Origin of the sequence: Defluviicoccus vanus (genome assembly GCF_014672695.1) — a bacterium.
Lineage (GTDB): Bacteria > Pseudomonadota > Alphaproteobacteria > Rhodospirillales > Defluviicoccaceae > Defluviicoccus > Defluviicoccus vanus.
In genome coordinates this window covers 27,317-52,324 of record NZ_CP053924.1, presented here as the reverse complement: position 1 = coordinate 52,324, position 25,008 = coordinate 27,317, and the positions used below count along the sequence as shown (strand labels likewise).

Here is a 25,008-nt window from a genome sequence, read left to right as displayed (position 1 = left end):
GAAGTACAGTCGTTGTCATGCGACGACGTTCTCATGACTCACCATTCTTTTCGGCTCCGACTTCGCTTGTGAATCGCCTCTGATTTCGTCCTCATCCCGCTCGACGGCAAACCACTTGTAGATGGAGGGAATGACGACGAGGGTCAGGACGGTGGCCGTGATCAACCCGCCGACGACGACCGTCGCCAGCGGCCGCTGCACCTCGCTGCCGGTGCCGGTCGCGAACAGCAGTGGGACGAGGCCGATCATTGCCGCCGTGGCGGTCATCAGCACCGGCCGAAAGCGAAGGCAGCCACCCTCGATGGAGGCTTCGTCGATGGACCGACCCTCCCGCACCAGCTGATCGAGATAGGTGACAAGCACCATGCCGTTGCCGACGGCGATCCCGAACAGCGCGATGAAGCCGACGGACGCAGGGACGGAAAGGTTCTGTCCGGTGATCCAGAGGCCGACGATGCCGCCGACGAGTGCCAGCGGGATGTTCAGCATGATCAAGCCGGCGCTTTTCAACGAGCCGAAGTTCATGAACAGGAGAAAGAAGATCAGCCCGAGGGTGAGCGGGATGACCACGGCGAAGCGGGCGTTTGCCTCTTCCTGCAATTCGAACTGCCCGCCCCACTCGACGAAATACCCCGGTGGAAGCCGCAGCTTCTCTGCAACGATTTGCTTGCCTTCGGCGACGAACGAACCGATGTCGCGACCGCGGACATTCGCCTGGACAGTGGCGAATCGCTGGTTGTTCTCGCGGGTCACCTGCCGGGGGCCGATCACCTCCTCGATCACGGCGAGCTGCGACAGCGGAACGATCTCGCCGCGCGGCGTGCGCACGATGATTTCGCGGATCACTTCCGGGGTCGCGCGCGCTTTCTCCACGTAGCGCACGACGATGTCGAAGCGGCGGACCTCCTCGAACACCTGCCCGGCCTGACGGCCGCCGACTGCGGTGCTGAGCACTGCCTGCACGTCATCGACATTCAATCCATAGCGGGCGATCGCGTTCCGGTCGATGACGATGCGGAGCTGAGGTGCCCCGGTAAGCTGGTCGCGCTGCACGTCGCTGGCGCCGCCAATGCCGCGAACGATCGCCTCCAGCTCAGCCGACTTCGCCTGCAAGATGTCCGAGTCGGGGCCGAACAGCTTGACAGCGAGCTGCGCGCGCGTCCCGGTCAGCAACTCATCGACGGCAGCGGCGATCGGCTGCGTGAAGTTGAACTGCGCGCCGGGGAAATCCTCGAAGGCCTCGGCCATCTCCGCGTACAGCGCGTCTGGGCTGTCGGCCGACGTCCATTCCTCCTGGGGCTTGAGGGCGACGAACGCCTCGGCGCTGTTGATCGGATCGGCGTGGGCGCCGACCTCACCGCGTCCCACGCGCGTCACCACGCGGGTGACCTCCGGGAACGAACTCATCAGCCGCTTCTCGAAACGCAGCACCGTATCGCGCGCCTCTTCCAGAGAGATCGAAGGCGCCATGGTGACCCGGACCAGAAGGTCGCCCTCATTCAGACGGGGNACGAACTCCGAACCGATCCGCGGCAGAACGAGCCCGCCTCCGAGCAGAATTGCAACAGCCAGAACGATTGCCGCCCGCCGATGACCGACGAAGTAGGTGACGAGCGGGCGGTANGCCAGCAGCAGGCGCCTAACGAGCCACGGGTCATGGGGGTCGTCTTTCCCTGCNCCGGCGGGCTTGGGCCGGCGCATCAGCAGTTCAGCCGCGACCGGTGTGACGAGCGTGGCGAAAACCAGCGAACCCAGCATCGCGAGTGCCAGCGTGTAGGCGAGCGGCCGGAACGTCTTGCCCTCGACGCCTTGCAAGGTGAACAGGGGGATGAACACGACGATGATGATGATCAGTGCGAAGGTGATCGGCCGCAGCACTTCGGCAGCCGCGCGGGCGACGATCTCGCGTTTGCTTTCCGTCCAATGACCCGCCTTCAACAGCCTGTCGATGTTTTCGACGATGACGATCGAACCGTCGACCAGCAGGCCGATGGCGATAGCGAGACCCCCNATCGACATCAGGTTGGCTGAAATCCCCAGGACGCTCATCGCGAGAAAAGTGAAGGCGATGCAGAACGGGATGGACAGGGCGACAACGAGCGCCGGCCTCACCGCGCCGAGAAAGACGAGGAGGACGAGCGAGACCAGCACGATCCCTTCGAGCAGGGCGCTGGTCACCGTCTCGATGCATTTCGCCACCAGCACCGACTGATCATAATAAGGGACGACGGCAAGGCCTTTCGGCAGCTGCGTATTGATCTCGGCGAGGCGCTTCTTCACGTTGTCGATGACGGTGGACGTGTTGGTGTCGATCAGCTTCAGCACCAACCCGGCGACGGCTTCACCGCGGCCATCCAGCGCCGCCAGGCCCTGCCGGGGAGCACCACCGATGCGGACTCCCGCAACGTCACGGACGTAGATCGGCGTGCCGTCTTCGACCTTGACGACGATGTTTTCGATATCTGCGATGCTGCCGGCAAGACCAACGGAGCGGACGACCAGGAGTTCGGCGTTCCTGACGATGGATTGAGCGCCGACATTCGCGTTGTTGGCGGCGATCGCATCCGCCACCTCGTTGACGGTGAGCTTGTATCGAAGCAGCGCATCGGGCTGTACCAGCACCTGGTACTGTTTTTCTTCGCCACCCAGCGACAGCACTTCGGTGACGCCGGGGACCGTTTGCAGGTTGTACTTGATGATCCAGTCCTGAGTCTCGCGCACTTCCCTCAGGTCTCGCGTGCCGGTCTCGTCGGCGACGAAGAAGAAGAGAATTTGTCCAAGGCCGGTCGTTATCGGGCCCATCTCCGGTTCGCCGAACCCTTGCGGGATTTCCTCGCGGGCGATCTGCAGTCGCTCGCCGACGAGCTGCCGGGCAAAGTAGATGTCCGTGCCGTCCTCAAAGTAGATGTTCACCACCGAAAGGCCGAAGTTCGAGGTGGAGCGGATCTGCTTGAGATTGGGCAGGCCGTTCATTGCCACTTCGACCGGAAACGTGACGTATCGCTCGACCTCCTCGGGGGCCAGGCCTTCGGTCTCGGTGAATACCTGGACGAGCGCCGGCGTCACATCGGGAAACGCGTCAACCGGCAGGCTTCGGAAGCTGACCAGTCCGGCACCGATCAGCCCGACGACGAAGACGGCGATGAGCAGCCGGTTGGCGAGGGTGAGATAGATGAAGTGTTTCATCAGTGTGCGTGTCCATCGCCAAAGGATGCTTTGGCCAGTTGCGCCTTGAGCGTGAACGCTCCGGTCTGCGCGTAGCGCTCGCCCTTCTGCAGGCCGTCCACGATCTCGACGAAGTCGCCGTCGCTGCTGCCGGTCTTGATGGGGCGTGGTACGAAGCCTTCATCGGCGGCGACGAACACTACCGTCTCGCCCTCGTGGGTCTGCAACGCCGTTTTGGGCACCCGGACGCGCGCCGTCTGGCTGTCGACGGCGATGCGCGCGGTCACGAATGACCCGGGCCGCAGGCGACCGCCCGTGTTGTCGAGCACCGCCAGCGCGCGGGCGGTCCGCGTCTCTTCGCCGACGTTGGGAGCGATGAATCGGATCTGCCCGATTGCCGGCGAACCGTCCGGCAACGCCACCGACACCTTCTGGCCCACGGTCACGCGCCCGAGGTCCTTGGGATAGATGCTGATGTTCAGCCACACCGAGCTCAGATCGGCGACAACGAAAGCGGCGGTGTCTTCACCGATGCGTTCGCCCAGGGTCGCGTGGCGTTCAACGACGACGCCTTGGAATGGTGCACGCAACGGAACGATCGTGAGTTCCGCCTCGGGCTGGCGCGGCAGACGCTCGATGTACGCGTCATCAAAGCCCAGTGCATGCAGCTTCTGCTCGCTCGATCGCTTCTCGATCTCGGCTTCGGCGAGCGCCTGTTTGGCTTGCAGATACTCCTGCTCGGAGGTCACCTTGGCGCGCCAAAGCCCGCTTTCCCGTTCGAAGATGGCGCGTGCCAGGGTCAGGCGTTCGCGGTCCGCCAGGTAGTCGGCCTTGGCTTCGGCCAGCTCGCGACTCTGCATCAGGGCCAGCCTTTCGTCCGCTCGCACCGGATCGCCGAGGGACTTGTCGACCTTGATGACGACGCCCGGCACGCGCGGCGTGACGTGGGCGAGCCGGTCGCCGTTGAAGGCGATCTCAGCCGGAAGATCGATGAACACGTCCAGTGCTCCGGGTTCGGCGGTGCCTACGCCGATGCCGAACTCCCGCAACTGTTCGGGGGAGAGCTTGACTCCTTCGGCGTGGCCTTCGTCTTGGTGACCATGACCGTCGGTCCCTTCCGCCGGCCCGTGGCTTGTCTTCCCGACGGCCCTCTCATCATGCGGCTTGTCGTGCGCGTGGCCGGCGTCGTTGTCATCGTGGTCGGGCGGCTGACCGCTGTCGCCGGCCGAAGCTGGTGTCCGAAGAGTGTCATCGGCGTTTGCCAGATCAGCGAAGGAGCCGAGAGCGATCGCGCCCCCGATCATCACGAGAGCGGTTATCGTCGGGAGAATGCGGGTCATTTCGTCTCAGCCTCCGGTATTCGATGACTGCGCCGCCTCGACCGGGCGGGCGATGAGCCTTTCCAGGTCGGCGCGAGCTTTGGTGAGCGCGGCCCGCGCTTCGACGCCTTGCACCTGGGCCTCGAAGAGCGTGCGCTGGGCGTCCAACAAATCGATCAGGCTGAACTTGCCGGCCTGGTAACCGATCGTTGTCGCGGTGAAGACGGACTGCGCAGACGGGATGATGCGGTCATCGAGACTCCGCACCGAAATCTCTGCCCGCCTGACATCGTCGTAGGCTGCTTGGAAGTCCGCTCTCTGCCGCGCGAGGAACGCGGCTCTTCGCCGCTCCACCTCGGTGCGCCGAGATGTAGCGGCCGCGATAGCGCCCTGGTTGCGATCGAACACCGGCAGCGGGACGGACAGGCCGGCGACGAATGCGTAATCGTCGTTCTCGGCGAAGCGCCGCGCACCCAGGCTGGCGGTCACGTCGGGAAAGGCCGTCGCACGCGCCAAGTCGAATTCAGCCTCGCGCAGTGCGATCTCGTCCGACCAGCGCGCCGCTTCAGGAGCGCCTGCCAGCAGCGATTCCAGGGTGCTCGACGGCGGCATACCCGCGTCAACCTGGCTTTCCTCGGTGGCCCAGCCGACCGGCGAGCCGGCATCGCCCCATAACGCCGCCAGCGCGGCGCGGGCTGTCGATAGTTCCTGCTCGGCCCTGAGCGCCTCTGCGCGAGTGGCGGACCTCACCACCTCTATCCGTGTCGCCTCGACGGGCGAGACTTTGCCCGCCTGAACCCGCGCGCCAACGGCCGCAGCGAGGTCGTCGGCCAAGCGTGCCAATTCCCTCGTCAGCTCCACGTTCCGCTGCGCGGCGACGAGATCGGCATACGCTTTACGGGTGGACGTGATCAGATCCAGCCGCGTCGTCTCGTAATCCCAGCCGGACAGCCGTCTCTCGTAGTCCGCCGCCGTAGATCGGCGCCGGACCTTGCCGGACACATCGATCGGCTGAGCCAATGAAACGGTATATTCCGCCGTTTCGAAGCTCTGCTGATCGCCCGTTCCCCCGAAGTTCTCGGCCTCGCCGATGAGGTCTGGGTTGGGCCACAGCGCTGCCTGTCGCGCATCGCCTTCCCTGGCGCGGACGGCTTCCGCAGCGGCCGCCAAGTCCGGACTGTTCGCCAGGACACGCCGGATCGCCCCGTCGAGCGTGACGGCTTCTCCCGGCCGCGCATCCCGCTCGTTGACATCGGAAATGGGCGAAGACCGGTTGTTAAGACCCGCAGGTCCGGCGGGCTCGGCCGGCGGAAGCCCCAGCGTCCGAGGCGGTGGAAGCGAGGGTGTGCTGCGGATCGGCGAGGCGCAGCCGGTGACGACGGGCGCGAGTGCGCAAAGGACGATGAGGAGCGGCCGCGGCATGAAGTCCTGCACTGACACAATGAGACCGAAGCGAGGACGCGGCTGCGCCCTTCGCTATCGTGAACTCCGGCTAAGGGAGAGCTTCAGGTCAGGAGGCGAACGCTGCGCAAGGCGATGAGAAACGGATCGCTAAAATCGGCGTCCGGAAAAGGATAGCGGCCGTAACAAACGGCCGGTTCGGCGATGGGATAGTCTACAGAGGCGAAGGCGACGTCTTGGCTGGGCGGACCAGTCGGCAGGACTGTTCGCGGTGCCTCGCCGCGCTTGCTTGCAACCGTCGGCGAAGGTTCCGCCGGAAGAATACGGTCACTGCACCCTGGGCAACAGGATGCAGTGACCGCTGCAACACCTTTGTCGACAATGGACGCCGGATGCTGGCACGAACCGGCGGCTGCGAATTCCACAATGGTCCGACCGTCCTGCTCGGTGCAGAGCACGAACGACAGCGCCTTCCCGGGCTGAAGAGCCACATGCGCGAGCACGAGCAGCAGCCCGATGAACACGCGAACGGTCCCTGGCAGCTTGACCATCATGGTGAACTTCTACGTGTGGACGCTGCCGAGGGTCAAGCCGAGGTTGATCACGTTCCGTTTGACCCTTCAGTTGGTCCAAAGTTTACGCTTCCTAAAGGAACACGAGAGAATGTACAGGAGCGCGCAATGGCTGGCGGGTGCGGCGAGTCGTGCGGGGCAGAGAACCTGAGCCACGCTGCTTGACAGCGGGCGCCCTGCCGCAGCGCGGCCGGGCCTTGCTTTCTCACCCTGCGTACGTCGAGCAGAAGCTACAGGAGACGCTCGACCATGATCGTTCCTAGTCATCGGCGGCATGAGGTCTCGTGACTGTCGACCTTGGCCACACGGATCCGAAAAGTAGAGCGGCAACGCCGCAGGTGATCGCCGCATCGGCGAGATTGAATGCGGGCCAGTGATAGGCGCCCACATGGAAGTCGAGGAAATCGGTGACCGATCCGTCCTCGAGCCGGTCGACAGCATTGCTGAGCGCCCCGCCGACGATCGCGGAAAGCCCCAATCTCTCGATGGCGCTGTCGCTGCGCCAGAGCCACACAGCAAGGCCCGCCACGATGGAGAGTGCAACGAGGACCAGCACGTAGGGTGCATACGCATGCTCAGACCGGAGGAGACCGAAGCTGATACCGCGGTTATGGCTGAGCACCNNAGACTGAGGAATGGTGCCACAGCGATTGCGCGCATAGAGCAGCTGCTGCGGGAGATGCGCGCGGACGACATCCTCGTCGTCACCCGTCTCGACCGGCTTGCGCGATCGACGGCCGAGTTGCTGCGCATCGCCGAGGTCATTGCCGAGAAATCCGCAGGTTTGCAGTCACTCGAGGAGCCTTGGGCGGACACCACCAGCCCTGCCGGACGCATGGTCCTGACGGTGTTCGCCGGCGTCGCCGAGTTCGAACGCGCCCTGATCCGACTTCGCACCGACGAAGGACGCCAGGCAGCCAAGCGACGGGGCGTCTCGTTCGGTCGGCCGCCGAAGCTCCGCGCAACGCAGAAGACCCTTGTTCTCGCACTGGTCGAGGAAGGCAGGTCCATCAGCGAGGTCGCACGGACCTTCAACGTCCACCCCGCAACCATCCATCGCTGCCTCAACGAGCATCAGGCAGCAAAACCGGCCTTATGACAGTACACCGTCCCGTTCAGACGCATGGGCCATAGACAACGGCGTCCCCGAGATTGTCGAGGGCAGCACCTAGGAAACCTGTGGAGTCTGCAATAACGCCTACAAGCCCGGCGACAATCACTTGCAGGAAATTGATACCGAGCGCCCACAGCAAGGTCCTGCGTTCAGCGGCGTTACTTGCGTCAAGCTGGATCTCGGATTCGTTATTATTGTTGTTCGCAATCATGCAGATTTGAAATTGCTCGCAATCAGGTGAGTCGACCCAATGCAACGGCCGATATCAGAAAAACACCGAGTGCGCCTCGATAGATCACGAAGGGCCAAGCGGAAAAGCGCTCAAGCACGCGCATCAGCCCCCAAATCGCAAAGAATGCGGAGACAGAGGCTACGATGAGGCCAATGAGAAGAATGAACCAGCCATCGAGAGAGAGATTGGCTTTGTGGAGCTCCCAAATCTCCTTGAAGCCGGCCAGGGCGATTGCAGGCAGGCCAAGTAAGAACGAGAATCGCGCTGCTTCTTCTCGTTTCAGGCCGAGCGAAAGCGCAGCGGTCAAAGTAGAGCCCGAGCGCGATACTCCCGGTATCAGGGCGCCGATCTGCGCGATGCCGACGACCATTACATCGGTGAGAGTCACATTTTCGAGGGTCCGTTTGTGGCGGGCATAAATCTCCGCAAGCGCCAGGAGAATGGCCATGACGATGGAGGCCCAGCCGATGACTGCAAGCGTTCGTAGCGGAGAACCGCAGGCATTCAGCGTACTCGACAAAGCCAATCCCGTCAGGCCGATCGGGATTGTCGCAAAGACAATCCAAACAGAGAAACGGAAGTGCCGGTTGCTGAAATCTCGATGCGCAACGGCGCGAAGCGAGTTCGTGGCCAACTCGCTCACGTCACCCCAAAAANNATAGCTGACGACAGCAGCCAATGCTGCGAGCTGCATGGCTGCTGAGAAAGCGGAGCCGGGATCTTGCCAGCCGAGCAACGCAGGCACGATCCGCATGTGCGCCGTCGAGGAGATCGGCAGCAATTCGGTGATCCCCTGGACGACGCCTAGCAGGGCGACCTTGGCATAGCCCAACGCCACGAAACCGGTGTCGACGCCATTCGTGCAAGCTTCCGCCATGCAGGCTCCTCTATTGGCGAGCGCCGGCTCAAAAGCGCGGCGAACGAGATCGCGGTCCGCACGTCGGAAGCTGATGTTCGCGCCGACATAACGCAACCGCGCGATCCGATGCGGCCGCGCGAATCAACCGATGCTGCCGAGCATCGGAAACGTCGTCAGCATCCAAATGGCGATATCCTGTAGGCGTCCGTCATTATCGGTAGCGGAGTGCTCAGCGAATTGTAGGGTGCAGGAATTCCGGACATCATAGCCGCACGGTGTCGCGGCATGCTGCCCATCATTCCCTGCCCCATCATCCCCTGCGGCCCCATCGGGCCGCTTCTCGATCTCCGGCGCATATTTCTGCACCCAGCGATAGATGGTGGAGTGATCGACGCTCACGCCGCGTGCTCATCATCTGCTCGAGATCGTGGTAGCTCACCCCGTAGCGGCAGTACCACCGCACCGCCCACAGCACGATCTCTCCTTCGAAGTGGCGCCCCTTGAAGTCCGACACAGCCCAGCCCCCTCCCTCTCGCTCGGACCACATCCCGCCTGACAGCCGCGAACTTTGCAACAGAGCCGCCAGACGGACCGCTGCCGCCAGAAAACTCGTTGCTGAAATCTGCACAAGAATACTGTCTGCGCACCAGCTTTCCTTGTGGTCCCATCGCTGTTGGTCGCCTGCTTTGACGCGTGCCACCGAGGCCGATTTCGGCGCTCACGATCTAGCGTCCGTCTCAACGAATATGCGCTCAGTCTCAGCCAATGTGCGTTCCGGATGCGCTCCAGTCTCAAAGAGCGTGCATCGAAAACGCCCGTGAATCTCGCGTCGAGCCGCACATCATTGTGCGTCGCTACACCTAGTCATCGGCGGCATGAGGTCTCGTGACTGTCGACCTTGGCCAGACGGATTCGAAAAGGAGAGCGGCAACGCCACAGAAGATCGCGGTGTCGGCGAGATTGAAGGCGGGCCAGTGATAGGCTCCCACGTAGAAGTCGAGGAAGTCGGTGACCGCCCCGTCTTCGAGCCGATCGATAACGTTGCTGATCGCTCCGCCGAGAATCGCAGCGAGACCGAAACTTTGGATGGAGCTCTTGCTGCGCCAGAGCCACACAGCAAGGCCCGCCACGATGGTGAGGGCAACGAGGGCAAGTATAAAGGGCGCATAGGCGTGCTCGGACCTGAAGAGACCGAAACTGATGCCGCGGTTATGGCTAAGCACGAGATTGAAGAATGGCGTCACAGGGATCGCACGCATCGACTCCGCGAACACCGCCTCGGCGAGCCGCTTCGTTGCCTGATCGAGCACGAGGACGCCGATTGATAAAGCGATTGGGGCTGCCAGCCGCATGGCTATCAGCTCCGCAGCATGCGCAAGCCGGAGGCGATGACGATGAACTCGCTCACCTCGTGTGCCACCACCACGATCGGCAGTGAGAAGGCGCCGGCCATCGCGCCAATGATCAGTGCGCCGATGACGACCGCAGACAGTGCAAGGTTCTGCTTGACGACCGTTTGCGTGCGCTGCGCGAGCGTCAATGCGTAGACGAGCTTCTCGAGGTCGTCTGCCATCAGCGCCACGTCCGCCGTCTCCAAGGCGACATCGGTACCGGCAGCGCCCATGGCGATGCCAACGGTGGCTTCTGCGAGGGCAGGCGCATCGTTGACACCGTCGCCGACCATCGCGACATGGCCGCGCTCTTGTGCGAGGGCGCGTACCCTCGCGACCTTGTCCTCCGGCCTGAGCTCGGCAAATACCTCGTCGATGCTCGCTTCCTTGGCGATGGCGTTGGCCGTACGTGGATTGTCGCCCGTCAGCATGACGACGCTGCGGATACCGGCCTCGTGTAGAGCGGCGATGGCCTGTCTGGCGTTCGGCCGAAGATTGTCGCGCACGGCGATGAGACCCCAGGCAGTTCGGTCGTCGCCGACGACGATGACCGTCTTACCGTCCTCCTGAAGCCGGGCGATTTCGTTCTTGATGTCCGCAAGTGGAATGTTCAGCCGGTTCTCGAACAGCGCAGGATTGCCGATATAGATGCGCCGTCCATCGACCGAGGCCTCGGCGCCGGCGCCTGTCATGGAGCGGAAGCCGGTCACCACTGAGATGGCGAGACCCGACTCCTCGGCCCGACGTACGATCGCGCGGGCGAGGGGNTGTTCGCTGTGGCGCTCGACAGCGGCCGCAGCCGCGAGCAGCGAGTCTTCGTCCGCCGGGGCTCCGGCGCGTCGGGCGGCCAACAGGATGTCGGTCACTTGTGGCTCGCCGCTGGTCAGTGTTCCGGTCTTGTCGACAGCCACCACACTTACCTTGCCGAGTTCTTCCACGTACATGCCGCCCTTGATGAGCACGCCGTTGCGGGCCGCCGTCCCCAGCGCCGCGACCATGGTGATGGGGATCGAGATCACGAGAGCGCAGGGCGCGGCGGCGACGATGAACACCGTCGCTCGCAACACCGCGTCCTGCCAGGACAGGTCCAGGAGAACAGGCAGGCCCAAAGCAGCCACGATACCGAGGCAAAGCACGGCCGGGCTGTACCAGGCTCCGAATCGCTCAATGAAGCGCTGGCTGCGGCCACGTCTTTCCTGGGCCTCTTCGACCATCTGGATAATGCGGGCCAACGTGTTGTCGGCGTACGTCCGGGTTGCCCGGACCTCGAGCGCCGCCTCGCCGTTGATCGTGCCGGCGAACACCTGGTCGCCTGGACCTTTTTCGACGGGCACGNNCTCGCCGGTGACCGGCGCCTCGTTGACGCTTGACGCGCCGCTCAGGATCTCCCCGTCGGTCGGCATGGACTGACCGGGTCGCGCGATGAATGCCTCGCCGGCGCGCAACTCCTCGACGGGAATCTCGATCTCGCGGCCCTCGCGGCGGACAAGGGCGACCTTGGGCGCTAGCGCCATCAATGCCTTGATCGCTGAGCGCGTCTTTTCCTCGGTGTAGCCTTCGGCAGCCTCGGAGATGGAATAGAGGAAGACCAGCGTCGCGCCTTCCGCCGGCTGTCCCATGACTGCCGCCACAACGGCGGCCACCGACATGAGGAGCTCGATGCCGATCTCTCGCTCGAACACCAACTCTTCGATCGCCTCGCGTCCGAAGAAATAGCCGCCGACCAGGATAGCCGCCACGTAGAGGGGCAGCGAAACGACCTCGGTCGCTGACGCCATGCTCGCGAGCCAGCCCGCAAGAAGGAGGAGGCCGGACAATGCGGATGTGAGAACCTTCGGGTTGCGCCAAGGCTTCGGCAGACGCTGTTCGCGGGGATGTTTGCGCGGGGGATAGCCAAGAGAGCGCAGGCGTTCCGCAAACTGAGCAGGAACGGTGGTCACTGCCGCATACGCGATGCTCACCTTCGCCGACTTCGGATAGACGGTCACCTCGACTAGGCCGGGTGAACCGGCAAGCCCACGACGGATCGCGTTTGCCTCGTTCTCGCAGTCCAGATTATCGACATAGAACTCGACGGTTCGGGTCGCCTGATGCGGCATGAGCATGCTCCTCAATGAAGCGGAGGGCGCGCAGCGGGGGCGGACGGACAGGCCTAGCCGTCGCCTCTCTCGTCGGCCGCCTCGACGACGTGCTCAACTAGATCTTGCAGAATGCAGCGGATGCGGTCGTCGACGGGCGAGTAGATAATCTGCTTGCCGTTGCGCGTGGAGCGCAGAAACCGGCCCGCCCGCAGCATCCGCAGGTGATGGCTTACGAGCGAGCGCGGAATGTTGACCCGCGCCGCGATGTCGCCGACTGACGCCGGCTCGGTCAAGCAGGCAAGGAGGATGCGCAGACGCGTCGGCTCGCCGAGGAGGCGAAGAAGCTCCGCGAGCTCGGCGATCTGCGCACCCTCCAGCGTGGGCAACGGGGGTGGCAATAACATCGTAGCAATATGAGTACGCATGTTGTTATAATGCCATGTCGAAAGCCAGCGAGCAAGGGGCGAAGAGACCGGGGAAGCATATGCGGCGGCTCGGACGTGTCGTCGACGCGCTGCTACACGTGGCTGGTGGCGATTGGTTGGCATGTCTGGCCGTGACTGCAAGGAATTGCGAACGCCGTGCGTGCAGCAAGCATCCTGATGGCATCTGAGAGGCCCGACTTCTGCAGGCGGTGAAATATGAGAACTGAGGAGAAGCCGATGTCGACACGTAGCTGGTTACTCGTGGCTGTAATGGTTGCCGGTCTTTCTTTCGCCTCCACGGTCAAGGCGCAACAGGCCCAGCCGCAGGGTCCGAACCCCTGGTCCGAGTGCTGCGGATGGGAACAATGGCCGATGGAACCGGATACGATGGGGCGGGGAATGATGGGGCCGGGGATGATGGGGCGCGGCATGGGCGGGATGGCCGGCAGCATGCCGAGACACCATCAGGCGATGATGTCGGGCGTGCCGGCGCCGTACGACGGTTTTTCCGACCCGCTGCCACGGACCCGCCAGACGCTGGAGCGCGGTGCCACCGTCTACGCCGAGAACTGCGCCTCCTGCCACGGCCCGACCGGTCGAGGCGATGGCGAGGCCGGACGGGACCTGTCGCCGCCGCCTGGAAATCTGGCATGGCTGTCTCAAATGCCGATGGTTCGCTGGGACCCCTTCATGTACTGGACCGTCGCCGAAGGGGGTGCTTCGTTCGGCAGCGCCATGCCGGCATTCAAGGACACGTTGTCCAGCGACGACATCTGGGCGGTCATCGCCTATGTCCAGGCGCGGCTACCGCAAACCGCGGGGTCTGCACCGTGACGGGTGACTCGGCCCCCGCCAACGGCAAGTCACACGACATTGCTATCACAGTGCCTTTGTGAATGCGGCAGGTCAATCGGGCGACACGCTGAGATAGGCTGAGATTGGCTCGCGGGTCGTCAAACCAGAAAGAGGGTCACATGGATTACTATTTCGCCCGCACGCTTTCAGCGAGTTTTGACGATGCGCTGGGCCGCGCGACAGAAGCGCTCAAGCAAGAAGGCTTCGGGATCATCAGTGACATCGACGTCGCCGCCACCATGCGCGCCAAGCTCGGTGTCGAGTTCCGCAAGTACCGCATTCTTGGCGCCTGCAACCCTATGCTCGCGCACGAGGCGCTGCAGCTCGAAGACAAAATCGGGCTCATGCTGCCCTGCAACGTCATCGTACAGGACAAGGGTGACGGCCGCACGGAGGTCGCAGTGATCGATCCCGTTGCGTCGATGCTGGCAGTTGAAAACGCGCCCTTGAAACAAGCCGCAGAGATCGTCCGCGCCAAACTAAAGGCAGCTGTCGAACGATTGTAGGCTCCCCGTGTTACGGACGGTCCGAGCACTCCAATCGTCAGCCTCTCCTGCGACCTGGCCTTGACCCTGTAGTTGCTCCAGGGTCCATGAGTGCGGACCGGCGTGCACCACGGCTCCCGTCGGCTCCAATCAAGTGTGAAGCAGCGCCGAAGTTGGACCCCCTGCCGGAGCACGGTACGTGTTTGATATCACGAAGGGAATGCCGTTCGGGTGGGGTTCCGATCGGCGCCGATGGGGACCCCGGCGGAGAGTTGATTCTGGAAGTGATTACAACGAGTTGGCCCATCTTGGGCAGGGGGCCCACTTCGGTGCTGATCGACAGGATGGTGAGATTACCGCCGCTCAAGCACCAGCTCCGTGTTTTTGTACCGGAGCTGCCGTGAAAAACGCCCCCTGATCCGCACGACCGGATTGACCGGCACCTGCGTTGACCGGCCCTCGTTGTAAGCTCGTTCAGCCTCGGTCGGCTCCCATTTGACGCCAAGCTTGGTGAGCGCCTGGCGCGCCGCGCCCGCGAACCCGTTCGGGCTGTAGAGCAGCGTNCTCCCCGAGAGCCGCGAGACTGTGGCGCGGCCATAGACGCCGTAGCCGAGGCGCACGAGCCGCTTGTCGCGCACCAGGCCGCGCAGCGCCCGCAATACCTGGTCCTCGCCGCCGAGATCGGTGAATTCGCGCGGCAGAAACACGTCCTCCCCCGCCTTCCGGGCGATCCGTTCCTCGATCCTCTCGCGCAATGTCTTTGGCCGCCGCATGGCTCACCTGCAAAAACCCGACACATAAGATATGCAAAAAACCCGACATTAGTCAAGGAAAAGTCAATGACGATAGGCAGCTACGAGCCATCCAGGCATTCGCAACGGCATCAAGCGGCACAGGCCAGAAAGCACAAAAGCACGAAGCAAAAAGCCGGACACGCGGCCTGCGAGCCGCGTGATGTGTTCCTTTCATAACTCAGGGGCTCCGCCCCTCGCGCGCGGAAGGGTGCGCGGCTTTCAGCCGCCGACGGCCGGGGCATCCCCGACCTTCCGCGCCTTCGGCTTGTGCAGGCCGGGCGATCCCCCTCCCCGGCCGTCGCCCATCCCCTTGCTACCCCCGGTCTCGCCGACGGGCAGGGTTGCAGCAGCAGCCGCAACCCAAGTTCAAAGGAGAACGGGACATGACCAGCACCAGCCGCGCCGACATCTACAGCCGCATCACCGGTAAAATCGTCGCCGACCTCGAACAGGGCGTTCGGCCATGGATGAAGCCATGGAACGCCGATCACGCCGCCGGGAAGATCACCCGCCCGCTACGCCATAACGGCATTCCCTACAAGGGCATCAACGTGGTGATGCTGTGGTCCGCCGCCGTGACCAAGGGTTACGCCTGCCCGCTGTGGCTCACCTTCCGGCAGGCCCTCGAACTCGGCGGGCATGTCCGCAAGGGCGAGACCGGCGAGCTCGTCGTCTATGCCGACCGCATCCGCCGCACCGAGACCAACGACAAGGGCGAGGACGTTGAGCGGGAAATCCCCTTCTTGAAAGGCTACACGGTGTTCAACGCCGAGCAGTGCGACGGTCTGCCCGCGCATTACAGCGCTAGGGCCGAGCCCCCTCCCCTCTCGCCCATGCAGCGCATCGAGACGGCCGAGCGGTTCTTTGCCGCGACCGGCGCCGATATCCGCCACGGAGGAACCCGCGCCTTCTACGCCGAAGGGCCGGACTATGTGCAGATGCCCNCCTTCGAAACCTTCCGCGACGCCGAGAGCCACGCCGCCACCCTCGCCCACGAAATCGTGCACTGGACGAAGCACGGCAAGCGTCTCGCCCGCGACTTCGGGCGCGTCCGCCATGGCGACGAAGGCTGTGCGCGGGAGGAACTCGTTGCCGAGTTGGGTTCGGCGTTCCTCGCAGCCGACCTCGCCATCACCCCGGAAGTCAGGGACGACCACGCCGCCTATATCGCCTCATGGCTGGAGGTCCTCAAAGGCGATAAGCGGTTCATCTTCACCGCCGCTGCGCACGCCCAGCGGGCCGTTGACTATCTGCACGGCCTGCAGCCGCAACAGGCCGAGGAGGAGCGGGCCGCCGCCTGAGGCGGCCCCGTCCCCGAGTGTCCGCCATGCGCCACCCCGCTTCATCGACATCGACGGCCGCCGCTATGTCTGGCGCGATATCCTCGATCTTCGTCGCCGCCAGATCGAGGAGGCGGCGAAAGCCCGTCAGCCCGCGCTGTTCGAGCTCAGACACGATTGCCGCCCCGCCGCGGACCGCACTGCCGGCGGGCGTTACCTCGAACCGGGCCTGTTCGCGCGGATCGAGGACGAAAGCCAATAGCCCCCTCCCTGCCCCGCGGCCGATCCGGCCGCGGCAAGGCGGCGCTCTTGGGGGCCTTCCCCCGCCGCGCCGGCACATCCCCGCCCCTCCCCACCCAGTCTCTCCACGAGCCGTTGTCGCTCGCCCCGTTGTCGCCTGTGACCTTGCCAAGCCGTGCGGAAAAGCACGAAAACTGGTTTTCGTGTTAGCACGAAATCTGTGTCACAAGACTGGAGATTCGCTTAGAGGCCGGTTGGCTGGGGTGCGCGTTCGGACAGGGACGGCTGGTACGGAGCGGCGGAACCAAACGCGAGAGGTGCCGGGACAGTGCTAAGTAATTGTCCGGCATTGACTATGAAGCAATGCAAAAAGCACGAAAGCACGCAAACACGAAAAGCGGAAATGTTTGTCTTGCGTCCTTTCGTGCTTTTTGCAAAACCCGAAAGCGCACAAGCTGCCCAACCAGAAAACACGAGAGCGGCTTTTACCGAAGGCACGAAATCCAGCAATCGTCAGAACACGAAAGCCAGAAAGCCAATATGCAAGTTATCGTGCTCGCAAGCCAGAAGNGGGGCGCCGGCAAGACCACGCTGGCGGCTCACATCGCCGTTGCGGCCGAAGCCGTTGGCGACGGCCCGGCCGTGCTCATCGACACCGATCCGCAAGGGTCGCTTTCGGCCTGGTGGAACGTGCGCGCGGCCGAGAGCCCGGCGCTTGCACCCACGACGATCACCGAACTCCCCGCCAAGCTGGAGGCGCTTGCCGCCGCCGGCTATGCCTTCGCCGTCGTCGATACGCCGCCGGCGATCACCGACGCGATCGGCGCCGTGGTGGCCTCCGCCGACCTGGTGCTGATCCCGACGCGGCCGAGCCCGCACGACCTTCGAGCCGTCGGCAGCACCGTGGCCCTGGTGCAGGCGGCCGGGAAGCCTTTCGTGTTTGCCGTCACCCAGGCCAAGCCCAACACCCGGCTGACGGTGCAGGCGATCGCAGCGTTATCCGCCCACGGCCAAGTCGCGCCCTCCATCGTGCATGACCGCGTAGATTACGCCGGCTCGATGATCGACGGCCGCACGGTGCAGGAAACCGACGCCAAGGGCCGCGGCGCCGAGGAAATGTCCAACCTCTGGTCGTTCCTCAAGGCACGATTGCAAGAAAGCACGAAAACACGAAATAAAGAAGGAATGAGTGGCCATGACGAAAAAGCCCGCCGCGCTCTCGGCTGATCTCGTGGCCGTCAAGGGCGCGGCCGTCCCGGCGCCGGACATGCCGGGCCGGGCGAGCCCAATGCCGGGTCCACGTGCCGTCGCCGTGACGCCGGCGGCTGCAGCGAAGCCGGAAAGGGAGGGTCTTCNNTTGCCCCTCAATTTCCGGGTTTCGGCGTCCTTCCGTCGGGAATTCAAGACCTACGCCGCCCGGCACGACCTCAAGCTCAACGAGCTGCTGCGCCTCAGCTTCGAGGCGTATCGCCGCCAGAACGGCGACTAAGCCTCACGAGAGCGTCCAGGCTGCGTCTCACCAACGAGACTTAGAGCGCCTGGCATCACGGTCAGGGGCGACGTTCCGCCCCCTGCGAAGCTATCCTCGTTGATGTGCCGTCATTGATGCACGAAAGCACGAAATCGTGCCATGTTTGTCAATGATGACAGGCGGTTTAGTCGCCCGCGCGCAACCGAGTCAGATCAATAAGCGGCGTTCCGTCGTATCTCGGTCAAATTGCCGCGTCCGAAACCGCCCAGGAAAACCAAGAGATTCCAAGCCACAAGCCATTATCTTGTGCATGACCCCGTGGACAATCCCAAAATCTGGGGAGTAGTCTGGCTACTAGTAAAAAACCCTGCGGAGCCGTCTATGGGTGGTTGCCAGATCAAATCCAGTGCTGAAAGCGTCCGCGCCTATCGGCAGCGTTTGAACGCCTCCGGCGGCCAGGAGGTGCTCTTTCAACTGCCAAAGGCCACGGTTGAGCTGATTGACGAGATCAAGGAACGCCAGGGCCTGCGAAGCCGCAGCCAGGCATTGTTGCAACTGATCGAGCTGGGGAGGGAGGCTATCCGGCAAACCGCCTAGAAATGCGAAAGCCCGCCTTGCCGGGCGGGCTTCGAAAACTTCGTGACAGACAAAACTATCTAGAAACGGTGTGACGACCTCAATCTAGACAGTTCCGGCCTGGCTGGCAAGGGAAATCAGCTTTTCCTTGGATGGTCGAGCTTTGCCCGTCGCGATCCAACCGAGAGGAGGATCACGATGACGACGCAGGGCGCCCATGCGGCGCAACGGGGAACTTTGCCGGCCGCCCCACCGGATTCCGCCGGCTCACGCTAGGCCTGCTGAAAGCCGACCATGCGGCGGAGAGCTTCGCCGGGCTCCCGGACGGCGTAGCCGTGCAGGGGCAGTTGCTGGCCGCTTTCAAGGCCGCCGCTCCCAGCCTCGGCCTTTCACCGCGGATTATCCATGCGATCGACTGGCTGTTCCGCTTCACCCAGCCGCAGGACTGGGCGAGGGGAGGGCGACCGATCGTCTGGCCGTCGGCCCGCCTGCAGCAGACCGAGCTCGGCCTCGGCGCGAGCCAGGTCAAGGCGCTCAACCGCCAGCTCATCGAAACCGGCCTCGTCACCATGAAGGACAGCCCCAACGGCAAGCGCTACGGCCGCCGTGACGGCGAGGGCCGCATCGTCGAGGCCTACGGCTTCGACCTGTCGCCGCTTGCCGCCCGCCACGCCGAATTCGTGCGGCTGGCGAAGCNNAGGCAAAAAGCCGAGCGCGCCGAACTGGCGCGGTTGCGGCGGCGGGCAACGATCGCCCGCAACGGCATCGCCCAGATCCTTGAGACGGCGGCCGAGTACGGCTTCCAGGGCCAGGAGTGGGAGCAGCTCGCCCATGACAGCCGGACGCTCACAAAGGCGCTCAGGAAGGTCGAGAGGTCCGACGAGATGGCGCTTGGCGTGGAAAGCCTGGAGCGGCGGCAGCGGTCAGCGCGGGAGCACCTGGAAAATCTGCTGTCCGCGGTGACGCCCGATGTATCCGAAGCAGTGAATTCTAACCCCAGGGAGCCGGAAAACCGGCCCCACCNNAATATACCTACAAACCAAACCCTGANNTCCTAAAAGGATACGGTAATTGCCTTCCAGGAAAGTAGTAGGCCGAGGGGCGGGGCAGGGACCGAACACATACCAGCCGCGCTGCTGCAAGGAGCACAGAAGGACGAAAACGAGCGGCCGGTGCGAACCGACAGCGGCACGGTGATGAAGCTCAGCACCGCCGAGCTCGCGCATCTGGCGCCGCGGTTGAGGCCCTACCTGCGCAGTTCAGATCCCACCTGGCCGGATATCGTCGATGCCGCCGACTGGCTCCGCCACGACCTCGGCGTCTCGAAATCCCTGTGGGGCGAAGCCTGCCTCGCTATGGGCCGCGAGAAGGCGGCGGTCGCGCTGGCGATCGTCTCGGCCAAGCCCGCGGAGCATTTCCGGACGACGCCCGGTGGGTATTTCCACGGCATGGTGGCGAAGGCGAAGACCGGCGAGCTGCATCTCAACCGCACCATCTGGGGTTTGCGCGATGCCGTTGGGCCCGGCCGCCGGGACCGGCAGGGGAGGGAGGGTGACCGGCCGTGAACTTTGGCGCACCGGAGATCGAGCGTATCGCAAGTTGTCCCCGGCGAGCGGACCCGTGAGGCTTTGCCTGGTGCGTATCACCTTGCACGGTCATCGCCTGTACCTGGGGGAATCCCACCCTCGATATCAGCGTGCTGCAAATATCCTAGCGGGGAGGGCGAGGGGGCGGTAATGAGCCCCCTCGCGAACGAAAGCGGCGAATCGGAGCGGAGCGGCCATTCGACGGAGGGAGCATCCAGCAGACCAGCAAGCGACACGCGGCTCGGAGATCGTTAACTGCGGTCAAGCGTGATTCCATTTGCCTCGAGGAATTCCGAGCAGGCAGTCCGCACTACGGTGCCAACAGAAACATCGAAGCGGGCCGAAATCTCTTTGACCTGCGTCCACAACGCGGGCTCGAGTCTCAGCGTCTTGACTTCTTTTCGTCTTAGCGGGGTTGCCGCAAAGAAGACCCTTTCACGACGTTGCAGCCGGATAAGAAAATCACGGACCGCCTCTTCGTACAGATCCTGTATCCACACGCGGCGCCGCCGCACCCTGGGGTCTCGCGCGTCCGTTCGAGCGAGCGCCAAACGTTTGAACGCTTCAGTCATTCCGATAGGTAGGCTCATCGACACGCCTATATCAGTGCGTTTGTAGGCCATTCACGCCGCAACATATTGAAGGGATTTTGGTTTTATCACTGGCAGGCGACCACGCGGAAGATTAGCTCCTTTTGCAAACATTCTTCTTTCCATGCCAAAGGCGAAGTCCGACCTTTTGCCGATGCGGCAACAGGTCAGAAGTCCCATTACCGCCCGCTTGTAGTCCCATTGCCGCCTAATTTCAGCAGGAGACTCTCACCGATACGTCGCGGGTCTGACCCAACAGACCGCCGATTGTGCGGTAACTTTCAACCAGAGCCGGAACAAGCAGCGGCTTACCCGCGCAAGAGCTGGCCACACTCGCCATCCCACGCGGCGAGCAGAATTGCCCTGCCTCAAAAAGTGTCACCGATACAGTGACACTTTTTGCTGGACAATCCTGGAATGCGGGGTACTCTGTTGCCGTCGCGATCCTCGTGCCGCCGTTTCTCTTCCATCCCGCGTGCGCAGGCTCCCGACAGCGATCAAGAATTGCAAATTGATAGGGTGATGAGATGTCCACTCTCGCTCAGCGCTCCCGCTCGCCTGCGTTTTCCGGCGATCCTCAACCACTCCTAGCGACCGTCGGTCGTGTCGGCGCGCTGACGGCAATCGGCGCGGTCGCCCTGTTCGCGCCCGAGGCCTTTGCCGCCGGAGGCGGCACGCCGATCGACCAGGCGGCGACAAACGCTGTCGACATCGCGCAAGGGCTGGGTGTGGCCGCGTGCACGGCCGGCGTCATCGGCACGTGTGCCGGCGCGATCATGCGCTCCGGCGCCTTTATGGCAGGCGGTGCGACCACTGCGGTCGCCGGCGGCGCTTGGGCGGGTGCACCGGACGTCGTTCAGCAACTGATCGGCGGCGGTGCCGGCGTCGGCCTGTCCGATCTGGCGGTGCTTCAGCCGGCAACGATCGACGTCTTGGGGACGCTCGCTTCGCTCGTCACCAGTCTGTTCGCCTGAGAAGTCTGCCGGCTGCGCGGTTGCGGACCGGGCAGCGGCGCAGCCGGCAGGGGAGGGGGAGGGGATGTCAGACCTGCCAAGTGATTGGTCGATCCCGACGTTTCGGGGGATTTCCGAGCCAGTAACGCTACTCGGCCTGCCGCCGGAGCAGGCGGCGCTCGCGGTGTTTCTCGGCGCCGGCACCGCGGTTCTGCTGCTTATCTTCGCCGGGCTGATCCCGGCCGTTATCGCGGCGGCGATCCTGATCCCCAGCGTCTTCTTCGTATTCCGCAGGCTCTATGACAGCGACCCCTACTGGGGCGAGCACCTGACCACGCATCGCTGGCCGACCACCGTCTGGCTGGGGCAGTGACCGATGCAGATCATCATCCGCCCGCCCCGGATGCGCTGCCTCTCCGATGCGCTTGCCTGGGGAGCAATGCTCGCCCCCGACCTGATCGCCACCAAGCAGGCCGAATTCATGACGGTGCTGCGCTACCGGCCGCCCGACTTGGCGAGTTCCTCGCCCGAGCAGCTGGTCTCTGCCCGTCAACAGCTGAATGCCGCGATCCGCCGCTTCGGCCGGGGCTGGGCGTTGTGGTTTGAATGCCAGCGCAACGAAACCTGCGAGTACCCTTCGGCCGACTGGCCAGACCCGGTCAGCCGGCTGATCGACGATCAGCGGCGGGCACTGTTCACCCAGCCCGGCACGCAGTTTCGCAGCGGCTGGTACATCACCTTGCTGTACGCGCCGGCGACGGATGCCGCCGGCCAACTCGCCGCCCACTTCGACGAGAACCTGGCGGAGCGGCGGACGATCGATCAGCGCTACCGCGCCGAGCTCGACACCTTCCGCCGCGGCGTGGCGGCGTTCCAGGAGCACCTGGCGAGCTGCATGCCGGAGGTGGCGCCGCTCGCCGGCGACGACCTGGTGACGTACCTGCACAGCACCGTCTCGACCCGGCGGCACTGGGTACGGATGCCGCCGCTGCCGTGCTTCCTCGCCGAGTACCTGGCGAACGAAGACTATGTCAGCGGCTACGCGCCGATGCTGGGCGATCACCACATCCGGACGATCCGGATCAAGGGTCAACCGGACGCAACGGTGCCTGGCATCTTCGATACCCTCAACTACCTTGAGTTTCCCTATCGCAACGTCGCCCGGTGGCTACCCTATTCCCGCGAGGACGCCGAGCGGGAGCTCACGCTTCGCAAGCGCATGTGGGCAGACCGCCGGAAGACCCTCGCCACGAAGATCCTGGCGCGGTTCGTCGGCGACGACGGTAGCCGCGACAACATCGACGCAACGCGGCGGATGGAGGAGGCCGACATGGCGCTGCTGGCGCTTGCCAGCGGCGACTTTTCCTTCGGGCTGTGGTCGCACACCATCACCCTGAGCGATCCCGACCCCGACGTCCTTGAGGAGCGCTGCAAGGCGGTGCAGCAGGTGCTGGGTGCCGCCGGGTTTATTTCCCAGGTGGCGCGGCACGACGCCATGTCGGCGTGGATCGGCAGCCTGCCCGGCCATCCCCAGGGCGACCTCGGCCGGTTTCTTGCCTGCTCGCTCAGCTTCAGCGAGGTGGTGCCGGCGACGGCGGTGTGGACCGGTCCCGACCGGGACGAGCATCGCAACGGACCGCCGTTGCTGCGCTGCCTGTCCGAGGGCGCCACCGAGTTCCGCTACTGTCTGCATCAGCCCGGCTCCGATGTCGGCATGACCGCGGTCATCGGCCAGATCGGGGCGGGCAAGAGCGTTCTCCTCGGCGCGATGATTGCCGGCCACCAGAAGTATCCCGGCTCGCGGGTCATCGTCATCGATCGCGGCGCGTCGGCGAAGGGGATCACGCTGGCGCTTGGCGGCAGCTTCCACGAGCTTGCCGGCGACGACGCTGCAGTCAGCTTGCAGCCACTGGCCTTTATCGACCAGGCGGCCGAGTTGGGATGGGCGTTCGAGTTCGCTCTCGGCTGCCTGGCACAGGAAGGCGTCGTCGCCACGCCGCGGCAAAAGGAAGAGATCACTTTGGCGCTGCAGACCCTCGCGACGCGACCGCAGAACCAGCGGACGCTGACCATGCTGCGCGCGCTCATCCAGGACGACGCCGTCAAGACGGCGCTAGGGCCGTTCTGTCTCGGGGGTGCCTGCGGCACTCTGCTCGACAACGACGAGCACCGGCTCGGCGCCGGCGCCGACGTCGTCTGCTTCGAGACCGCGACGCTACTGGAGCGGCCGACGGCCGTGGGGCCGGTGCTGGCGACGGTGTTTCACATGATCGAGCGCGGGCTCGACGGTCGGCCGACGCTGCTGGTGATCGACGAGGCATGGGCGGTGCTGGATCATCCGCTGCTGGCCGCGAAGCTGCGCGAGTGGCTGAAGACGGCCCGCAAGGCCAATGTCGCGGTCATCATCGCCACGCAGTCGCTCGTTGACATCGCGTCGAGCAGCATCCGCGAGGTGCTGTCGGAGAGCTGCCCGACACGCATTTACACCGCCAATTCGCGCGCCCTGGAGCGGGCAACGGCGGCGACGTACGCCAGCTTCGGGCTAACGCCGAAGCAGATCGCGATCATCGCCGAGCTCCGGCCAAAAGCCGAATACGTGGTCACCGTCCCGGGGCTGGNNCGACGGATCGAGCTGGCGCTCAGCCCCGTCGAGCTCGCCTTCATCGCGCGCAACCGCCCGGAGGACCGGGCCGCCATGGACCGGGTCCTCACTGCTGGGCCTCGCGATGAGTACCCCTGGCGTTGGCTCGCGCACTGCGGCTTCGACGCCGAGAACATCGCCAGGTGGCGCATTCACGGCGGCGCCGGCGCACCAGCCGCCGCCCTGCAGGCCGCGGAGTAGACGACCATGAAAAGGCGATTGCGATTGCTGGCGACGGTTTCGCTCCTCGCACTGGCCTCCTGTCCGGTGTTCGCACAGATACCAGTCACCGATGCAGGCGCTAACACCAGCCTCGCTACTCAGATCGCGCAGGGCGTCGAAGAACTGGCGAGCTGGGCACAGCAGCTCGAGCAGATGGTCAAACTGGTGACGCTCCAGAACATCGCCGGCGAGGTTCTTGGCGATGCGGTTGGCGGCGAATTCACCGACCTCGTGAATGCTGCAACCGATCTCTACAACGACGCCAACGGCCTTTACGGCTCGGTGACCAGCAAGGTCGGCCAGTGGCAGTCGGAAATTGGCGTCTTCATGCCGCCACCCGGCGGCTACGGCGAGATGAGCACCTGGGACCTCATCGCCAAGGCCCGCCAGATGCAGCGATTGCTCACCCAGGGCACGGCACAGGCGCAGCTCGCCCAATCGAAATTGATCGACCGGCAGGCCGCCTACATGCGCGAGGCGATGGCTGGGGGAGCACAAGCAGACCGAGCGCGTAGCGCCGTCTCCGCCACCCAGGCGGCATCGCACATCCTCGCCGCTCAGGCGGCACAGCTCAACGCGCTGAACAACACCCTCGGGACGCTGGCGACCAGCATCGAGATGAAGATCCTCACCGACGAAGGGCGGCTGCAGAGCGCTCGGGAGATGCAGAGGAAGGACATCGAAGCTGAGCGCAACGTTATCAACGCCGGTGCTGCGCAGATGCGATCAAATCCACTCCAATGGGGAAGGTAAAGG

Annotated in this window: 24 protein-coding genes and 1 pseudogene; 12 read left to right on the top strand and 13 right to left on the bottom strand. The window is 64.2% G+C overall.

Annotation, left to right across the window (positions count from 1 at the left end; genetic code table 11):
- Window positions 1-15 precede the first annotated feature (15 nt).
- The 5 genes from HQ394_RS19185 to lspA (HQ394_RS19165) all read right to left on the bottom strand — a co-directional run bounded on the left by HQ394_RS19185 (window position 16) and on the right by lspA (HQ394_RS19165) (window position 7,079).
- Window positions 16-3,186 (bottom strand): efflux RND transporter permease subunit, encoded by a 3,171-nt coding sequence (locus HQ394_RS19185; RefSeq protein WP_190263443.1) that lies wholly within the window; start codon window positions 3,184-3,186, stop codon window positions 16-18.
- Window positions 3,186-4,505: an efflux RND transporter periplasmic adaptor subunit gene (locus HQ394_RS19180; RefSeq protein WP_190263442.1), complete on the bottom strand. Its 1,320-nt coding sequence runs from the start codon at window positions 4,503-4,505 to the stop codon at window positions 3,186-3,188. Before HQ394_RS19180 ends, HQ394_RS19185 begins: the two co-directional genes overlap by 1 nt.
- Before the next feature lie 6 nt (window positions 4,506-4,511).
- Window positions 4,512-5,906, bottom strand: coding sequence for a TolC family protein (locus HQ394_RS19175; protein ID WP_223292160.1), 1,395 nt, complete (start codon window positions 5,904-5,906; stop codon window positions 4,512-4,514).
- Window positions 5,907-5,989: 83 nt separating this feature from the next.
- Window positions 5,990-6,439 (bottom strand): hypothetical protein, encoded by a 450-nt coding sequence (locus HQ394_RS19170; protein ID WP_190263440.1) that lies wholly within the window; start codon window positions 6,437-6,439, stop codon window positions 5,990-5,992.
- Window positions 6,440-6,716: 277 nt separating this feature from the next.
- The gene (lspA, locus tag HQ394_RS19165; protein ID WP_223292159.1) at window positions 6,717-7,079 is read right to left on the bottom strand and encodes a signal peptidase II; all 363 of its coding nucleotides are present in this window, start codon (window positions 7,077-7,079) and stop codon (window positions 6,717-6,719) included.
- Between lspA (HQ394_RS19165) and HQ394_RS19160 the strand changes: the two genes are divergently transcribed.
- Window positions 7,029-7,556 (top strand): recombinase family protein, encoded by a 528-nt coding sequence (locus HQ394_RS19160; RefSeq protein ID WP_190263495.1) that lies wholly within the window; start codon window positions 7,029-7,031, stop codon window positions 7,554-7,556. The genes lspA (HQ394_RS19165) and HQ394_RS19160 overlap by 51 nt on opposite strands.
- A gap of 16 nt (window positions 7,557-7,572) precedes the next feature.
- Here HQ394_RS19160 and HQ394_RS19155 read toward each other — a convergent pair whose 3' ends face one another.
- From HQ394_RS19155 to HQ394_RS19130, 6 genes and pseudogenes are all read right to left on the bottom strand, one after another.
- Window positions 7,573-7,782, bottom strand: a complete 210-nt coding sequence (locus HQ394_RS19155; RefSeq protein ID WP_223292157.1) for a hypothetical protein — start codon at window positions 7,780-7,782, stop codon at window positions 7,573-7,575.
- A 22-nt stretch (window positions 7,783-7,804) separates the two neighbouring features.
- Window positions 7,805-8,680, bottom strand: coding sequence for an undecaprenyl-diphosphatase UppP (gene uppP / locus HQ394_RS19150; protein WP_190263439.1), 876 nt, complete (start codon window positions 8,678-8,680; stop codon window positions 7,805-7,807).
- A gap of 315 nt (window positions 8,681-8,995) precedes the next feature.
- Window positions 8,996-9,176 (bottom strand): annotated as a pseudogene (locus HQ394_RS19145) (IS6 family transposase); the annotation flags it as partial.
- 346 nt (window positions 9,177-9,522) lie between these two features.
- Window positions 9,523-10,014: a signal peptidase II gene (lspA, locus tag HQ394_RS19140; RefSeq protein WP_190263438.1), complete on the bottom strand. Its 492-nt coding sequence runs from the start codon at window positions 10,012-10,014 to the stop codon at window positions 9,523-9,525.
- Window positions 10,015-10,019: 5 nt separating this feature from the next.
- A complete protein-coding gene (locus HQ394_RS19135) occupies window positions 10,020-11,672 on the bottom strand; it encodes a heavy metal translocating P-type ATPase (RefSeq protein WP_456151661.1) in 1,653 nt (550 codons plus the stop codon).
- A gap of 533 nt (window positions 11,673-12,205) precedes the next feature.
- Entirely contained in the window at window positions 12,206-12,520 is a 315-nt protein-coding gene (locus tag HQ394_RS19130) for an ArsR/SmtB family transcription factor (protein ID WP_223292156.1), read from the bottom strand.
- 411 nt (window positions 12,521-12,931) lie between these two features.
- On the opposite strand from HQ394_RS19130, the gene HQ394_RS19125 reads away from it, so the two are divergent.
- Entirely contained in the window at window positions 12,932-13,393 is a 462-nt protein-coding gene (locus HQ394_RS19125; RefSeq protein ID WP_190263435.1) for a c-type cytochrome, read from the top strand.
- Between the two features lie 140 nt (window positions 13,394-13,533).
- Window positions 13,534-13,920, top strand: coding sequence for a DUF302 domain-containing protein (locus HQ394_RS19120; RefSeq protein WP_190263434.1), 387 nt, complete (start codon window positions 13,534-13,536; stop codon window positions 13,918-13,920).
- A 332-nt stretch (window positions 13,921-14,252) separates the two neighbouring features.
- Here HQ394_RS19120 and HQ394_RS19115 read toward each other — a convergent pair whose 3' ends face one another.
- Window positions 14,253-14,672, bottom strand: a complete 420-nt coding sequence (locus tag HQ394_RS19115; RefSeq protein ID WP_190263433.1) for a DUF6088 family protein — start codon at window positions 14,670-14,672, stop codon at window positions 14,253-14,255.
- A 404-nt stretch (window positions 14,673-15,076) separates the two neighbouring features.
- Between HQ394_RS19115 and HQ394_RS19110 the strand changes: the two genes are divergently transcribed.
- The 5 genes from HQ394_RS19110 (at window position 15,077) to repC (HQ394_RS20910) (ending at window position 19,825) form a co-directional block, all read left to right on the top strand.
- Window positions 15,077-15,994, top strand: a complete 918-nt coding sequence (locus HQ394_RS19110; RefSeq protein ID WP_190263432.1) for an ArdC family protein — start codon at window positions 15,077-15,079, stop codon at window positions 15,992-15,994.
- Between the two features lie 582 nt (window positions 15,995-16,576).
- A complete protein-coding gene (locus HQ394_RS19105; protein ID WP_456151660.1) occupies window positions 16,577-17,440 on the top strand; it encodes a nucleotide-binding protein in 864 nt (287 codons plus the stop codon).
- A 625-nt stretch (window positions 17,441-18,065) separates the two neighbouring features.
- Window positions 18,066-18,281 (top strand): ribbon-helix-helix protein, CopG family, encoded by a 216-nt coding sequence (locus HQ394_RS19095; protein WP_190263490.1) that lies wholly within the window; start codon window positions 18,066-18,068, stop codon window positions 18,279-18,281.
- Between the two features lie 131 nt (window positions 18,282-18,412).
- Complete coding sequence (gene repC, locus HQ394_RS20915) at window positions 18,413-19,318, top strand: plasmid replication protein RepC (RefSeq protein WP_317629054.1); 906 nt, start codon at window positions 18,413-18,415, stop codon at window positions 19,316-19,318.
- Window positions 19,319-19,432: 114 nt separating this feature from the next.
- Window positions 19,433-19,825: a replication initiation protein RepC gene (repC, locus tag HQ394_RS20910; RefSeq protein WP_317629053.1), complete on the top strand. Its 393-nt coding sequence runs from the start codon at window positions 19,433-19,435 to the stop codon at window positions 19,823-19,825.
- Window positions 19,826-20,097: 272 nt separating this feature from the next.
- On the opposite strand, the gene HQ394_RS19085 is transcribed toward repC (HQ394_RS20910), so the two are convergent.
- Window positions 20,098-20,469, bottom strand: coding sequence for a hypothetical protein (locus tag HQ394_RS19085; protein ID WP_223292168.1), 372 nt, complete (start codon window positions 20,467-20,469; stop codon window positions 20,098-20,100).
- Between the two features lie 494 nt (window positions 20,470-20,963).
- Between HQ394_RS19085 and HQ394_RS19080 the strand changes: the two genes are divergently transcribed.
- The 4 genes from HQ394_RS19080 (at window position 20,964) to HQ394_RS19065 (ending at window position 25,005) form a co-directional block, all read left to right on the top strand.
- Window positions 20,964-21,410, top strand: a complete 447-nt coding sequence (locus HQ394_RS19080) for a hypothetical protein (RefSeq protein WP_190263488.1) — start codon at window positions 20,964-20,966, stop codon at window positions 21,408-21,410.
- Between the two features lie 64 nt (window positions 21,411-21,474).
- The gene (locus HQ394_RS19075) at window positions 21,475-21,762 is read left to right on the top strand and encodes a hypothetical protein (protein WP_190263487.1); all 288 of its coding nucleotides are present in this window, start codon (window positions 21,475-21,477) and stop codon (window positions 21,760-21,762) included.
- A 3-nt stretch (window positions 21,763-21,765) separates the two neighbouring features.
- Window positions 21,766-24,231 carry a TraG/VirB4 family ATPase gene (locus tag HQ394_RS19070; RefSeq protein WP_190263486.1) on the top strand — a complete coding sequence of 822 codons (2,466 nt, stop codon included), beginning with the start codon at window positions 21,766-21,768 and terminating at the stop codon, window positions 24,229-24,231.
- Between the two features lie 6 nt (window positions 24,232-24,237).
- Window positions 24,238-25,005, top strand: coding sequence for a hypothetical protein (locus HQ394_RS19065; protein ID WP_190263485.1), 768 nt, complete (start codon window positions 24,238-24,240; stop codon window positions 25,003-25,005).
- Window positions 25,006-25,008: the final 3 nt, after the last annotated feature.

Excerpts from the sequence above, each read along its gene's own strand:
- HQ394_RS19125 (WP_190263435.1), top strand. The coding sequence starts at position 12,932 with ATGGAACCGGATACGATGGGGCGGGGAATGATGGGGCCGGGGATGATG.
- HQ394_RS19170 (WP_190263440.1), bottom strand. The coding sequence starts at position 6,439 with ATGATGGTCAAGCTGCCAGGGACCGTTCGCGTGTTCATCGGGCTGCTG.
- HQ394_RS19095 (WP_190263490.1), top strand. The coding sequence starts at position 18,066 with ATGGGTGGTTGCCAGATCAAATCCAGTGCTGAAAGCGTCCGCGCCTAT.
- HQ394_RS19175 (WP_223292160.1), bottom strand. The coding sequence starts at position 5,906 with ATGCCGCGGCCGCTCCTCATCGTCCTTTGCGCACTCGCGCCCGTCGTC.
- HQ394_RS19065 (WP_190263485.1), top strand. The coding sequence starts at position 24,238 with ATGAAAAGGCGATTGCGATTGCTGGCGACGGTTTCGCTCCTCGCACTG.
- HQ394_RS19085 (WP_223292168.1), bottom strand. The coding sequence starts at position 20,469 with ATGGCCTACAAACGCACTGATATAGGCGTGTCGATGAGCCTACCTATC.
- lspA (WP_190263438.1), bottom strand. The coding sequence starts at position 10,014 with ATGCGGCTGGCAGCCCCAATCGCTTTATCAATCGGCGTCCTCGTGCTC.
- HQ394_RS19080 (WP_190263488.1), top strand. The coding sequence starts at position 20,964 with ATGTCCACTCTCGCTCAGCGCTCCCGCTCGCCTGCGTTTTCCGGCGAT.
- HQ394_RS19155 (WP_223292157.1), bottom strand. The coding sequence starts at position 7,782 with ATGATTGCGAACAACAATAATAACGAATCCGAGATCCAGCTTGACGCA.
- HQ394_RS19180 (WP_190263442.1), bottom strand. The coding sequence starts at position 4,505 with ATGACCCGCATTCTCCCGACGATAACCGCTCTCGTGATGATCGGGGGC.
- HQ394_RS19075 (WP_190263487.1), top strand. The coding sequence starts at position 21,475 with ATGTCAGACCTGCCAAGTGATTGGTCGATCCCGACGTTTCGGGGGATT.
- HQ394_RS19120 (WP_190263434.1), top strand. The coding sequence starts at position 13,534 with ATGGATTACTATTTCGCCCGCACGCTTTCAGCGAGTTTTGACGATGCG.